General features: G+C 47.5%; 11 protein-coding genes and 1 other annotated feature. Of the genes, 7 read left to right on the forward strand and 4 right to left on the reverse strand.

What is annotated here, in order from left to right:
- Positions 1–23: 23 nt before the first annotated feature.
- Complete coding sequence (locus tag NSQ39_RS07020; protein ID WP_046132374.1) at positions 24–737, forward strand: GntR family transcriptional regulator; 714 nt, start codon at positions 24–26, stop codon at positions 735–737.
- Between the two features lie 66 nt (positions 738–803).
- On the opposite strand, the gene zwf is transcribed toward NSQ39_RS07020, so the two are convergent.
- Positions 804–2,282 carry a glucose-6-phosphate dehydrogenase gene (gene zwf / locus NSQ39_RS07025; protein WP_046132375.1) on the reverse strand — a complete coding sequence of 493 codons (1,479 nt, stop codon included), beginning with the start codon at positions 2,280–2,282 and terminating at the stop codon, positions 804–806.
- A 210-nt stretch (positions 2,283–2,492) separates the two neighbouring features.
- Between zwf and rnz the strand changes: the two genes are divergently transcribed.
- Together rnz and rpmG are read left to right on the forward strand one after the other, a co-directional pair.
- Positions 2,493–3,416 (forward strand): ribonuclease Z, encoded by a 924-nt coding sequence (gene rnz, locus NSQ39_RS07030; protein WP_175077476.1) that lies wholly within the window; start codon positions 2,493–2,495, stop codon positions 3,414–3,416.
- 105 nt (positions 3,417–3,521) lie between these two features.
- Complete coding sequence (rpmG, locus tag NSQ39_RS07035; protein ID WP_046132377.1) at positions 3,522–3,671, forward strand: 50S ribosomal protein L33; 150 nt, start codon at positions 3,522–3,524, stop codon at positions 3,669–3,671.
- A gap of 33 nt (positions 3,672–3,704) precedes the next feature.
- On the opposite strand, the gene NSQ39_RS07040 is transcribed toward rpmG, so the two are convergent.
- Positions 3,705–4,475, reverse strand: coding sequence for an alpha/beta fold hydrolase (locus NSQ39_RS07040; protein WP_046132370.1), 771 nt, complete (start codon positions 4,473–4,475; stop codon positions 3,705–3,707).
- Between the two features lie 114 nt (positions 4,476–4,589).
- Positions 4,590–5,660, reverse strand: coding sequence for an NADPH dehydrogenase NamA (gene namA / locus NSQ39_RS07045; protein WP_099047112.1), 1,071 nt, complete (start codon positions 5,658–5,660; stop codon positions 4,590–4,592).
- A 116-nt stretch (positions 5,661–5,776) separates the two neighbouring features.
- Here namA and NSQ39_RS07050 point away from each other — a divergent pair, with 116 nt between their 5' ends.
- Together NSQ39_RS07050 and NSQ39_RS07055 are read left to right on the forward strand one after the other, a co-directional pair.
- Positions 5,777–7,384 carry a M20/M25/M40 family metallo-hydrolase gene (locus NSQ39_RS07050; RefSeq protein WP_175077475.1) on the forward strand — a complete coding sequence of 536 codons (1,608 nt, stop codon included), beginning with the start codon at positions 5,777–5,779 and terminating at the stop codon, positions 7,382–7,384.
- Positions 7,385–7,486: 102 nt separating this feature from the next.
- A protein-coding gene (locus NSQ39_RS07055) for an IS3 family transposase (RefSeq protein ID WP_340033966.1) occupies positions 7,487–9,042 on the forward strand; the annotation gives its coding sequence in 2 pieces (ribosomal slippage) (positions 7,487–8,144 and positions 8,144–9,042; 1,557 coding nt in all).
- A gap of 61 nt (positions 9,043–9,103) precedes the next feature.
- Here the strand turns inward: NSQ39_RS07055 and proC are convergent.
- Positions 9,104–9,925, reverse strand: coding sequence for a pyrroline-5-carboxylate reductase (gene proC / locus NSQ39_RS07060; RefSeq protein ID WP_175077642.1), 822 nt, complete (start codon positions 9,923–9,925; stop codon positions 9,104–9,106).
- A gap of 45 nt (positions 9,926–9,970) precedes the next feature.
- Positions 9,971–10,173 (reverse strand) — a binding site (T-box leader).
- Positions 10,174–10,324: 151 nt separating this feature from the next.
- On the opposite strand from proC, the gene NSQ39_RS07065 reads away from it, so the two are divergent.
- Complete coding sequence (locus NSQ39_RS07065) at positions 10,325–11,290, forward strand: MBL fold metallo-hydrolase (protein ID WP_216899722.1); 966 nt, start codon at positions 10,325–10,327, stop codon at positions 11,288–11,290.
- Positions 11,287–12,069: an SDR family NAD(P)-dependent oxidoreductase gene (locus NSQ39_RS07070; RefSeq protein ID WP_175077644.1), complete on the forward strand. Its 783-nt coding sequence runs from the start codon at positions 11,287–11,289 to the stop codon at positions 12,067–12,069. Before NSQ39_RS07065 ends, NSQ39_RS07070 begins: the two co-directional genes overlap by 4 nt.
- The last annotated feature ends 191 nt before the right edge of the window (positions 12,070–12,260 follow it).

Consider the following 12,260-nt stretch of genomic DNA (forward strand, 5'->3'; position numbering starts at 1 on the left):
TCCTTAGTACTGGTGGTTAAAACATGAGAAAATACGAATATATTTCAAATGAAATGAGGAAAAGAATCCGGGAAGGATATTACCCGGACGATCAGCCGATACCTGACGAGCTGTCCCTTGCCAGAGAATTTTCCTGCAGCAGAATGACGATGAAAAGAGCGCTCGACATCCTCGTGTCAGAAGGCATGCTGTACCGCAAACGGGGACACGGCACCTTCATCATCAAATCGTCCATTCAAGACCTTCCCGTCAGTGTGACGGATCGCGAAAACCTCGGCTTGACAAAACTTCTCGCCAACAAACAAATCGAAAGCACCGTCATTCAATTCGATGTCGAATTTCCGGAAGATGAAGTGGCAAAGCAATTATCCATCGAAAAAAGCGTTCCGGTATACCATATCATCCGGCTGCGGAAAGTGGAAGGCGAACCGTATGTTATTGAGGAAACGTATATGCCTTCAAACCTGATTTCGGAATTGAATGAAGAGGTGCTGCACGGCTCAGTTTATCGGCATATTACCGAAACGCTGAAACTGACCATCGCCGGCTCCCACCGGAAAATCAGGGCCGATAAATCGAACGAGCTGGACAGAAAGTATTTGGAGTGCGCCAGTGACGACCCGGTGCTTGAAGTCGAACAGGTCGCTTTTTTAAATACCGGGGAGCCGTTCGAATATTCGTTTGCGCGGCACCGTTACGATAAATTTGTGTTTTCCAGCGTCCATATTCGAAAGTAGCAGTATTGGTCATCCATTCCGCAAAAAACCAGCCTTCGAACTTTGAAGGCTGGTTTTTCATGAATATTAGATCGGCCACCAATGAAAACCGTCTTTTGCGAGCAGGTCGTCAGCGGCTTTCGGTCCCATTGAGCCCGCTTCATAGTTCGGTGACAATGTTTTGTTCTCTTCCCAGTATCGCGAAATCTCGTCGACAAAGCTCCAGGAAAGAGCCACTTCATCCCAGTGGGCAAAGTTTGTCGCGTCACCGTGCAGGCAGTCGAGAATCAGCTTTTCGTAAGCTTCAGGCGTGTTGATGCCGTCGCCGCAGTTGTGGCAATAGTCCAGCTTGATCGGTTGGGCAAATGTGCCGCCGCCGAGTTTTCTCGCGTTTAGGTGAAGGGTGATCCCTTCATCAGGCTGGATGTGAATCACCAGAAGGTTCGGATGCATCGTATTGCCGTTTCCGTAATACAGATTCATCGGAATGTCTTTAAATTGGACGACGATCTGTGTCGATTTTTTCTTCATCCGTTTGCCCGTCCTGATATAAAACGGTACTCCGGCCCAGCGGAAGTTGTCGATCAAAAGTTTTCCGGCAACGAATGTTTCCGTGTTCGAATCTTCCGCAACGTTCTGCTCATCCCGATAGGCGGGAACCGGCTGATCATCAATGACGCCGGCGTCGTATTGACCGCGGACAAAATATTGGTCGACTTCGTCTTTTTGAATCGGCCGCATCGCTCTGAGCACCTTGACCTTTTCACTGCGGATCTCCTCGGTGTTCAGCTTGATCGGCGGCTCCATCGCAAGCAATGCGACCATTTGCAGAATATGGTTTTGAACCATGTCCCTAAGGGCGCCCGACGTTTCGTAATACCTTGCGCGGTCTTCAACGCCTAATTCCTCGCTTGAGGTGATTTGAATGTTGGAGATGTAGCGGTTTGTCCAAAGCGGTTCAAATATCGCGTTGGCAAACCGGATAACCTCGATATTTTGGACCATCTGCTTTCCTAAATAGTGGTCGATCCGATAGATTTGATCCTCTGAAAAGGCTTCTCGAATCTCCTGGTTGAGCGCTTTTGCACTCGGCAGATCATGGCCGAACGGCTTCTCGATGACGAGCCGGGACCAGCCGTTTGTCGATGTGACGCCCTCCGATTTTAAAAACTTGGCAATCGTTCCGAAAAATTCGGGAGCCATCGCCAAATAAAACATCCGGTTATTCGGGATATCATATGTATGCTCAAGCTTTTCGATCAGCCCGTTCAGCTCTCTGTATGAGCCTGGATTTGTGACATCGAACGGATGATAGTAAAAGTGGGACGTAAACTCCTCAACATCCTTCTCATTTAACGGAAATTTTGAAATCGATTGCTGGACGGTGCTCCGCAAGTCCTCGTTTGTCCAAGGCCGTCTGCCTACCCCGACGACAGCGAATTCGCGGCCGATTTGGCCGTTTTCGTAAAGCCTGTGAATAGACGGGTAAAGCTTTCGTTTTGCCAAATCCCCTGTTGCGCCAAATATAACGATTACAGCTTTTGGTTCAATGTGTTCTTTTTTCAACTAAACGTACCTCACTTTACTCGAAGCATAAGTTTATTTTCTTCATTTTAAAGCTAATAGTTCCTTAAAGCAAACATTTGAGACCATTTGCTTTCGAAAAGCCGGGAAATTTTCCTTACACCATATCATAAACGCCTCCATTTCTTTTTTTTCAGACTTCCTGTATGCTTGTACATATATCATGTTTGATCAGTTACAGGAGGAACGACATTGGAATTATTATTTTTAGGAACGGGAGCAGGCATTCCGGCGAAAACGCGGAATGTTACGTCCATTGCGCTCAAGCTTTTAGAAGAAAGGCGGTCTGTCTGGCTGTTTGATTGCGGGGAAGCCACACAGCATCAAATTTTACATACATCGATTAAACCCGGAAAAATCGAAAAAATCTTTATCACCCACCTGCACGGAGACCATGTATACGGCCTTCCAGGGCTCGTCAGCAGCCGCTCTTTTCAAGGCGGGGAAAGCTGTCTCACCGTCTACGGGCCAAAAGGAATCAAAGCATTCCTCGAAACCGCGCTTGAGGCAACAGGAACGCATTTGACGTATCCTTTAGTCATTGAAGAGATCGAAGAGGGGACGGTATTCGAGGATGACCAGTTCATCGTCATGGCTAAACGCGTTGTTCACGGAATTCCGGCTTTCGGCTACAGGGTGGAGGAGAAGGATGTTCAGGGAGCGCTCGATGCAGAGGCTTTAAAAGAGATCGGAATTTCACCCGGACCTGTTTATCAAAAGCTGAAAAACGGGGAAACGGTGACATTGGAAGACGGCCGTACGGTCAATGGTTCCGACTTTATCGGCCCTCCGAAAAAGGGGCGGATTATTGCCATTTCCGGTGATACGAGGAAATGCGAGAACGTGAAGGTGCTGGCGGAAAATGCAGATGTCCTCGTTCATGAAGCGACATTTGCAGGAGGCGACCGGGAGCTTGCCGGCGATTATTACCACAGCACGACTGAACAAGCTGCTGAAACGGCGAAAGAAGCCGGGGCGGAGAAGCTGATTTTAACCCATATCAGCGCACGGTATCAAGGCGAGAGCGTGAATGAATTGATAAACGAAGCGAAGGAAATCTTCCCGAACAGCACGGCAGCCTATGATTTTTACGAATATGAAGTGAAGCGGAGATAACAAAAAGCTTCCCGGTCCAACGAGGCGCGGGAAGCTTTTTGTTGACACGGATGAAAGATGCTGTATAATAAAACGTAATTATTTCGATTTATAAGGAGGATCAATATGAGAGTGAAAATCACGCTTGCTTGCACCGAAACAGGTGATCGAAACTATATCACAACAAAGAACAAACGGACGAATCCGGACCGGCTTGAATTGAAAAAATATTCTCCGCGCCTGAAAAAATACACGATTCACCGCGAAACAAAATAAACCAGCAGGCCGTTAAGGCTTGCTGGTTTTTCTTTAGTTGGCGGTTTGATATGCATAGCTGTGCTGCTTTCGGGCGGCATACCATACATCATATATCGCAAGCTGGACGATATGCGGTTCATCATGGTGGATCAGGTGGGAGCTGTTTTTGGCCTGAATCCAGCCGCTTTGACGTGATAAAGAAAGCAGTCTGCCGTGAAGCTTCAGCCATTCATGATGCGCTTTTTTGAAAGATTCCGAGCATTTTCCCGAGGAGAGCACAAGTAAAGGAACTGCCCCTAAATGTTTTTGCTCCTGTTTCAGCATATTCAGGCTTTGGATAAACTCTCCGTGGGAAGCCTCGAGTGAAAACTGACTGAAATAGTCGTCCTGCGCATCCTTCGGCAAAAGCGGGAGCACATTTTGCTCCTGGTCTTCACAAGCGGGGTCAAGCAGCACCATGCCGATGATGTCGCCTTTGTACCGGCTTGCAAACAACCTGGCAATGACGGCGCCGAACGAGTGAGCGACGAAGACATAAGGCGGTTTTACACCGGCTGCCTGAAGAAGCGCTTTTAATTCCTTCACTATCTGGTCAGCCGTTCTTGTTTCTCGGGCGGGCCCGCTTTTTCCGAGACCGGCGCGGTCGTATACAAAAAGGCCCAGCTCTTCGTCTATATCGGGCAAAATCGGCTCCCACGTATCTGAAGAAAAACCGTAGCCGGCTTCAAAAATAATCGTTGCGTCTGTCTTTCCTTGTCTATGTTTCGTATAAAACGTACACCCTTCAACCGTATATGTTCTTTCTGCAATATCTGAACTCATGGAGGTCATCCTCTCTCTATATATGGTGTTCTATTAGGGAAGACGGATGAATACGGGGGAACGTTTCTCGAAAAAAAAAGAAATACCCCCGAACATGAGGGGGATTTCTGAAACTTACCAGGCTCTATCGTATTGAACAGGGCCTTCGATTGTTGTATTCAGCTGTTTTGCAGCCGTTTTTGGCCAGTATGGATCTCTCAGCAGCTCTCTTGCGACAAAGATCAAATCGGCCCTTCCGTTTTGAAGGATTTCCTCAGCCTGCAAGCCGTTTGTAATTAATCCGACCGCACCTGTTTGGATATCGGCTTGAGCACGGATCGTATCGGCAAAGCTTACTTGGTAGCCAGGGAAGACTTTGATGTCAGCGGGTACGACTGCACCTGAGCTGACGTCAATCAAGTCAACGCCTTGCTCTTTCATCCATTTGGCAAACACGACATAGTCAGAGACATCGAGTCCGTTTTCTGTATAATCAGAAGCCGAAACCCGCACGAATAAAGGACCGTCCCACACTTCTTTTACTGCGTCGATCACTTCGCGGAGCAGGCGGTAGCGGTTTTCCGGCGATCCGCCGTACTCATCTTCGCGGCGGTTGGAAAGCGGTGATAAAAATTCGTTGATCAAATAGCCGTGGGCACCGTGAATTTCGATGATGTCAAAGCCGGCTGCTTTTGCCCGCTCAGCGCCTTTTTTGAAAGCCTGTACCGTTTCTTTGATGTCTTCTTTTGTCATTTCGGCGGGCGTCCGTGAATTTTCGTCAAAAGGAACCGCTGAAGGGCCGTAGATCGTGCCTTCTACTTCGGCTTTTCTTCCGGCATGCGCCAATTGAATGGCCGTTTTGCTGCCGTAAGGCTTAATTTGCGACGTTAAAGCCGCCAGGCCTTCGACGTGTGCGTCATCCCAAATTCCCAAATCCTGATCGGAAATTCTTCCCTGCGGCGTGACGGCCGTTGCTTCGACCATAATCAGCCCGACTTGTCCGACAGCGCGGGATACGTAATGGGTCATATGAAAAGGCTGAACCTTTCCATCCTTTTCATGGGAGGAGTACATGCACATCGGTGACATGACAATGCGGTTTTTTAGTGTAACTCCTTTTAAGCTCCAGGGTGTAAACAATTTTCGATTACTCAATTTTTTTCGCCTCCCGTAAGTTTTCGAATCGATTATACCAATTATGACCATTCTCGTCATATAAACTGCTCAAGCTGTTTTCAAATATAAAATCTTCAGTAAAATGAAGTTATATTCGTTTTTTTGTAAAATCGCGTTGCACAATACATAATCAAGGGGGCTACGTTGTGACATGGCAGACCGAGGAAGAATTGAAACAGCTGCTGATTTCCTTCATTCAATACGAAAGCATATCAGGTACGGGCGGGGAAGTGGCGCTTGCTGAATATATGTACCATTTACTAAAAGACCGCTCCTATTTTCAAAAGCATCCCGAACATGTGAAGCTTCATGAGATGAAAGACGGCCGTTATGTTGTGATGGCGCTCGTTCAAAAGCCCGCGGCAAAAAAGACGGTGCTGCTGCTCAGCCATTTTGATGTCGTAGATACAGCAGACTACGGCGAATTTAAACAACTGGCGTGCAGACCGCTTGAACTGATGGATTCCTTAGCTGCCAAAAAAGAGCTGCTGCCTGATCGGGCAAAACAGGATTTGGAAAGCGGCGAATGGGTGTTCGGAAGGGGCAGCATGGACATGAAAGCGGGCCTTGCGGTTCAATTTTCGATGCTTGAACGGGCGATGAACGGCGAATTTGACGGGAATCTTCTTTTGGTCTCAGTACCTGATGAAGAAGTCAATTCACAGGGAATGATTGAAGCGGTTCCGGCCTTAAAAGCGTGGGAAAAGGAGTTCGATCTCGAATTTACAGCCTGTTTAAATTGCGAACCGATGTTTGAAAAATACCCCGGGGATTCGAAGCTGTACGTATATTCGGGCAGCATCGGCAAAGCGCTTGCCGGCTTTTTCTGCAAAGGGATTGAGACTCATGTGGGCGAGCCGTTTTCCGGTTTGAACGCGAACCTCATGGTGTCGGAAATCAACCGGCTCCTCGAATTGAATGTCGGCTATTGCGAGGAGGTTGACGGAGAGGTCACGCCGCCGCCGGTCAATCTGATGCAAAAGGATTTGAAGGAAGCCTACTCCGTGCAGACTCCGCATGCCGCGGTTTCGATGTTTAACGTTCTGATGATGAAGAGATCTGCGGCAGAGCTGCACAGCATGCTGCTGGACACCGCGAAAAAAGCGGCTGTCAACATTAAAATCAATATTGAATATAAAACCCGTGATTATCAGCGTTTTGATGCCTTCACGCCAATTGAGCGCAACATCAGTGTCCTGACCTTTGAGGAACTGTGGAACAGGGCGAAAGAAAAAGCCGGAAAAGAGGAAGCGGAGCGTATCCTCAACTTTGCGTTAGCAAACAGGGGAGAGATGGAAGACCGTGATTTTTCAACAAAAATCGTGTCTGAACTGGCCTCGCTTTGCAAAGAAGACGCACCGGTGATCGTCCTGTTTTACAGTCCTCCTTTTTATCCGGCCGTCTCTTCAAAAGACGAACCGCTCATTCGGAAGACGGTCAGCGATGTGGCACAGTATGCCGGCAGCCGGAACGGTCTCGAGTTTGAAGAAATTCAGTATTTTCCCGGTCTCTCCGATTTAAGCTATCTTCAGCTGCAAAAGCAGTCGGTCGATGCTTTTACAGCCAACATGCCGCTTTTTGACAAGGGCTATTTTCTTCCAAGCGGTGCGGAAAACACGCTTTATGTACCTGTTATCAATATCGGACCTGTCGGAAAAGATCCCCATAAGTGGACGGAGCGCCTTCATGTTCCGTTTTCATTCGGAACGCTGCCGGATTTGCTCCAGTTTGCGATTCGCAGATTGCTGGCATAAAAAAGCGCAGGAAGGCAAAAAAGCCGGACCGACCATTGATATGCTCCCCTAAAGGTAGACAGATGAAATAAAAAAATCTGTTTGCCTTGGGGGAGTTTTTTCATGGCTGGAAAATGGTTTTCAAAAAAGGAAAAATTGAATATTCTATCAGAATGTGATCAGGAGAATAATTCGGTGAATGAGATCGCAGAAAAATATGACATTCATGCCGAAACAATTCGTGAATGGAGAACATCGCATGATATGGCGGGTGTGGAGAGTTTGGAACGTTCAAAGCGCCATAAGTTCTATCCCGCAGAATTAAAATACAATGCCGTGAAAGACTTCTTATCCGGACGCTACTCTCAAAGAGAAATCTCGAGAAAATATAAGATTTCCAGTAAATCCGTACTCATGAAGTGGGTTGAGCTTTATAATGGTCATAAAACGTTAAAAGACAGCGGGAGAGGAAGGAATCGTTTGATGACCAAACGGAAGAACGTTTCATTGGAAGAACGGATTGAGATTGCGAAGGATTGTCTAGCTCATGGAAAGGACTACGCCAGATCAATGGAGATTCATCAAGTCTCCTACCAACAGGTGTATCAATGGGTGAAAAAGTATCAAGAAGGCGGAGAAGAGGCCTTAAAAGACAACCGAGGGAAACGCAAAACCGAAGAAGAACTGACACCTGAAGAAAAAATTCAACGGGAAAACAAACGGCTGGAACAGGAAAATGAGCGTTTGCGCGCAGAGAATGCGTTCTTAAAAAAGTTGGAAGAGATCAAAAGGAGGCGGTTCTAAGTCAGGTTCGGTACGAAGATCGATATCTCGCCATTTTAGAGCTGAATCGAAAAGAAGGCTTTTCTGTCCAAATGTTATGTGAGATTGCCGAAGTTTCGCGCCAGGGGTATTACAAATGGAGGAGCCGAGTACCTTCAGCGAGAGAAAAACAGAATGAAAAGATTATCGCCAAAATGGCGCTACTTCACGAACAAATTGGCGGTATCTACGGATACCGCAGAATGACCTTAAACATGAACCGCCGCTTTAAAGAGCGCCTCAATCATAAGCGCATCTATCGGCTGATGAAAATTGCCAAGCTGGAGTGTGTCATTCGGCGGAAGAAAAAACGTTACGGCAAAGCGACGCCTCAACATGTGTCCGAAAATATCCTGAATCGAGAGTTTAAAGCGGACAAACCAAATCAAAAATGGGTGACTGATGTGACAGAGCTAAAATACGGCCATCGGAAAGCGTACCTCAGTGCCATTTTAGATCTTCATGAGGGAATGGTCGTGTCTTATGTGCTGGGGAAATCCAATAATAACGCCCTTGTGTTTAAAACCTTGAACCAAGCGCTTGAGGCAGCCCCAAACGCACGTCCTCTCCTTCACAGCGACAGAGGTTTTCAATACACGTCCCACCAGTTTAGAAGGATGATTGAAAACGCAAATATGACACAGAGTATGTCCCGCGTCGGCCGCTGTATTGATAACGGCCCCATTGAGTCGTTTTGGGGGAAATTAAAATGCGAGAAATACAGACGGAATTCGTACGAGACATTTGAGGCACTTCAAAGCGCAATTGATGAATATATCCACTTTTACAACCACGATCGTCTACAAGAAAAACTAAACGGCCTCAGCCCAGTGGAATACAGGGCTAAAGCCGTCTAGTGTGTTTTAGTTATTTCCACTGTCTACTTGACAGGGTGCAGATCACATCGGCCTCCGGCTTTTATACATTGGCAGTAAATTCGTCTCTGATCTCAGCGGACCGTTTTGCCGCTTCTTTGACACAGGCGGCTACCGTTTTTTCAAATTCAAGCTTATCGAGAACGCGGAGTCCGGCTTCGGTCGTGCCGTTCGGGCTTGTGATTTCCCTTCTCATCAAAGATGGATCCTTTCCGGTTTCAAGCATTTTCGCAGCACCCGACATCATATCGGTGATCAGCCGTTTCGCCGTTGATTCGTCGAGACCCAATTCAAGGGCTGATGCATGGAGCGCCTCGACAAACCGATACACAAATGCCGGGCCGCTGCCCGCCACCGCTGTCACGGCATCAAGCGCGGATTCTTCAACAGCCGTGACGCTGCCGATCGTTTGAAAAAGGCCGGTCACTTCACGAATCTGGGCTTCTGTCACGAGCCGCCCGGCCGCAAAGGCTGTCGCCGATTTTTGGATCGAAGCGGACGTATTCGGCATCGCTCTGACAACAGGCAATTCCCCTCCGGCGTAGTGTTGAATCGTATCGATCGGAATGCCGGCAAGTATCGAAACCACAAGCTTCTCCTTTTGTAAATAAGGCCCGATTTCAGTGATGACGGTTTGGGCATCTTTCGGTTTTATCGCTAAAACGATCGTGTCGGACGCTTCCGCGACCTTCTCCGTATCAGGTTCGGTGCGAATCCCGTATGCTTCTTGAAGCTCCTTGAGCCGGGCTCTGTTGGAGTGATTTGTCGCGATAATTTGTCCGGGTTCAACCTCACCGCTTTTGACAAGTCCCTTGATCATCGCCTCCGCCATTGAACCGGCTCCGATAAAGCCTATATGTTTCATTTCATCATTCCTCCTTCTAGAAAAACAAAAAAACCTTCCGTCATCTTATAGGACGAAAAGGTTTCGCGGTACCACCTACATTAGCATTCAGCATGCTCAGCTCTTGACCCGTAACGAGGGAAACGTTAGGTTTGCCTAAGCGCTCTGAGGGCAGGTTCAACAGGAAAGCGGGCTGTGAAATTTTTCAGCCTGGAATTTCACTCTCTTTTCGCCATTACCTGTTTACTATTCCTCTTCATCGCGTCTTTAATCATTTAAAATGATCGATCATTTATTTGTTGTTCATTATGCTACGGAGAACAAGCCTGTGTCAACAGGCATTTTGGCAAAAATGACACGCACCGGAGAAAACGGTAAAATATGATCAACATTATTTTGCTGGATGAGGAGAAAAACGTAATGAAAGATGAAAAGATCATTCCCATTTCGATACCGACTCCGTTTGCGGTCGGAGACGTCAATGTTTATTTGCTAAAAGGAGAAGCGCTGACATTGATCGATGCCGGTCCGAAAACAAGGGAAGCAGCCGCTGTTTTAAAACGCAAGCTTCTTGTATTGAACCTGACCCTGGAGGATATTGACCAGGTTGTTCTGACTCACCATCATGCAGACCATGCCGGATTGCTTGATGAATTTCCTAAAGATACAGCCGTTATCGGCCATCCGTTCAATGAGCCGTATATCAGCCAGGACCCTGTTTTTATCGAAAAACAGCAAACGTTTTTTACATATTTGTTCAAACGGTTCGGCGTCCCCGCCGACATGGAATCGGTAAGTCTTACGGTAAAGCGGTCTTATCGCCTGTCATGCAAACGTTCATTGACAAAGGCGGTGACAGAAGGCAGCCGGATCGACGGACTTGAAGGGTGGAAGGTGCTTGAGACGCCTGGACATGCTTCGTCACATATCGCGCTTTATCATGAAAAAAGCGGAAGGATGCTCGGCGGAGATTTACTCTTAAAGCCGTCTTCCTCAAATCCTTTATTGGAAATGCCGCAAAAAGGGGAAAAGCGTCCTGCTCCGCTGCTCGATTATCTTGCTTCACTTGAACGGCTGCTTGATCTGCCGCTCTCGGTTGTCTTTCCGGGTCACGGCGAAAGCATAACCGCCATACGGGAGCTGATCAAAAGACGCCTGGAAAAACAGCGGAACAGGGCAAGCGAGGTGCACCGCATGATAGCGGATAGCCCTCACACCGCATTTGAAATATGCAGGAAGCTGTTTCCCGCCGTATACGAAAAAGAGCTGTTTTTGACAATGTCTGAAACTGTCGGGCAACTCGATGATTTGGAAACGCGCGGAGTCATTACAAGCGGCGAAACTGACGGCATCGTTTACTATACAATAAAGCAGGTGGAAAAATGACAGACAGATTGAAAGGCAAAAATATTTTCATTACAGGTGCATCCGGAGGGCTCGGCGAACGGATCGCTTATTTTTCGGCAGCAGAGGGGGCCCAGGTGATTCTCGCTGCCCGCAGTAAAGCACGCCTTCAGACGGTGCGGGAAAAAATCATTTCCGATCTTGGGGCATCGTGCCGCACTTTTGTATTGGATGTCAGCCGGACAGAGGAAATCGAATCGGTTTTTAAAGCGGCCGGGCCGATCGACGTTCTTGTCAACAATGCAGGTTTTGGAATTTTTGAGTCTGCCCTTGAAGCGTCTCTTGAAGACATGAAATCGATGTTTGAAGTCAATGTCTTCGGGCTGATCGCCTGCACGAAAATGGCGCTGCCCCATATGACCGCGCAAAACAGCGGCCACATTATCAACATTGCTTCACAAGCCGGCAAAATTTCAACGCCGAAGTCGAGCCTGTATGCCGCCACAAAGCATGCCGTTCTCGGGTTTTCCAACAGTCTGAGAATGGAGCTTGCCGAAACAGGAGTCAATGTGACAACGGTAAATCCCGGACCGATCAAAACCGATTTTTTCAATGCCGCCGATAAAACGGGAGATTACGTCAAAAGCATCGGCAAATGGATGCTCGATCCTGATCAAGTGGCAAAGAAAATCGTCTCCATTATGCTGACGAACAAGCGCGAAATCAATCTGCCCGTCTGGATGAGCGGAGTCAGCAAGCTCTATCAGCTGTGTCCGGCCATTGTCGAAAAAATAGGCCGCGGTGCTTTTTATAAAAAATAAGGAAGACCGGTTTTTTACGAAAAGGAATAGATTTGCTTAAAGCGAGTCTGTTCTTTTTTTTTGATAACGCTTTCTATTCTTCTTTTGTATGGTCAGCTATTCCCGCTTTTACAAAATCGACGGCGTAAAAATTCATATAAAAGCAGGGAGACTTTGTCCCTCTTGGAAATTTTGGCCTCAAGGTCTTGTTC

The sequence above is a fragment of the Bacillus sp. FSL W8-0848 genome (genome assembly GCF_038007805.1).
In the GTDB taxonomy this organism is placed as follows: domain Bacteria; phylum Bacillota; class Bacilli; order Bacillales; family Bacillaceae; genus Bacillus; species Bacillus glycinifermentans.

What these genes read in the sequence shown, in the direction of transcription:
- rpmG (WP_046132377.1), top strand. Translation starts at nt 3,522, where the DNA reads ATGAGAGTGAAAATCACGCTTGCTTGCACCGAAACAGGTGATCGAAAC.
- NSQ39_RS07040 (WP_046132370.1), bottom strand. Translation starts at nt 4,475, where the DNA reads ATGAGTTCAGATATTGCAGAAAGAACATATACGGTTGAAGGGTGTACG.
- NSQ39_RS07070 (WP_175077644.1), top strand. Translation starts at nt 11,287, where the DNA reads ATGACAGACAGATTGAAAGGCAAAAATATTTTCATTACAGGTGCATCC.
- NSQ39_RS07020 (WP_046132374.1), top strand. Translation starts at nt 24, where the DNA reads ATGAGAAAATACGAATATATTTCAAATGAAATGAGGAAAAGAATCCGG.
- NSQ39_RS07065 (WP_216899722.1), top strand. Translation starts at nt 10,325, where the DNA reads ATGAAAGATGAAAAGATCATTCCCATTTCGATACCGACTCCGTTTGCG.
- namA (WP_099047112.1), bottom strand. Translation starts at nt 5,660, where the DNA reads ATGGTCATAATTGGTATAATCGATTCGAAAACTTACGGGAGGCGAAAA.
- proC (WP_175077642.1), bottom strand. Translation starts at nt 9,925, where the DNA reads ATGAAACATATAGGCTTTATCGGAGCCGGTTCAATGGCGGAGGCGATG.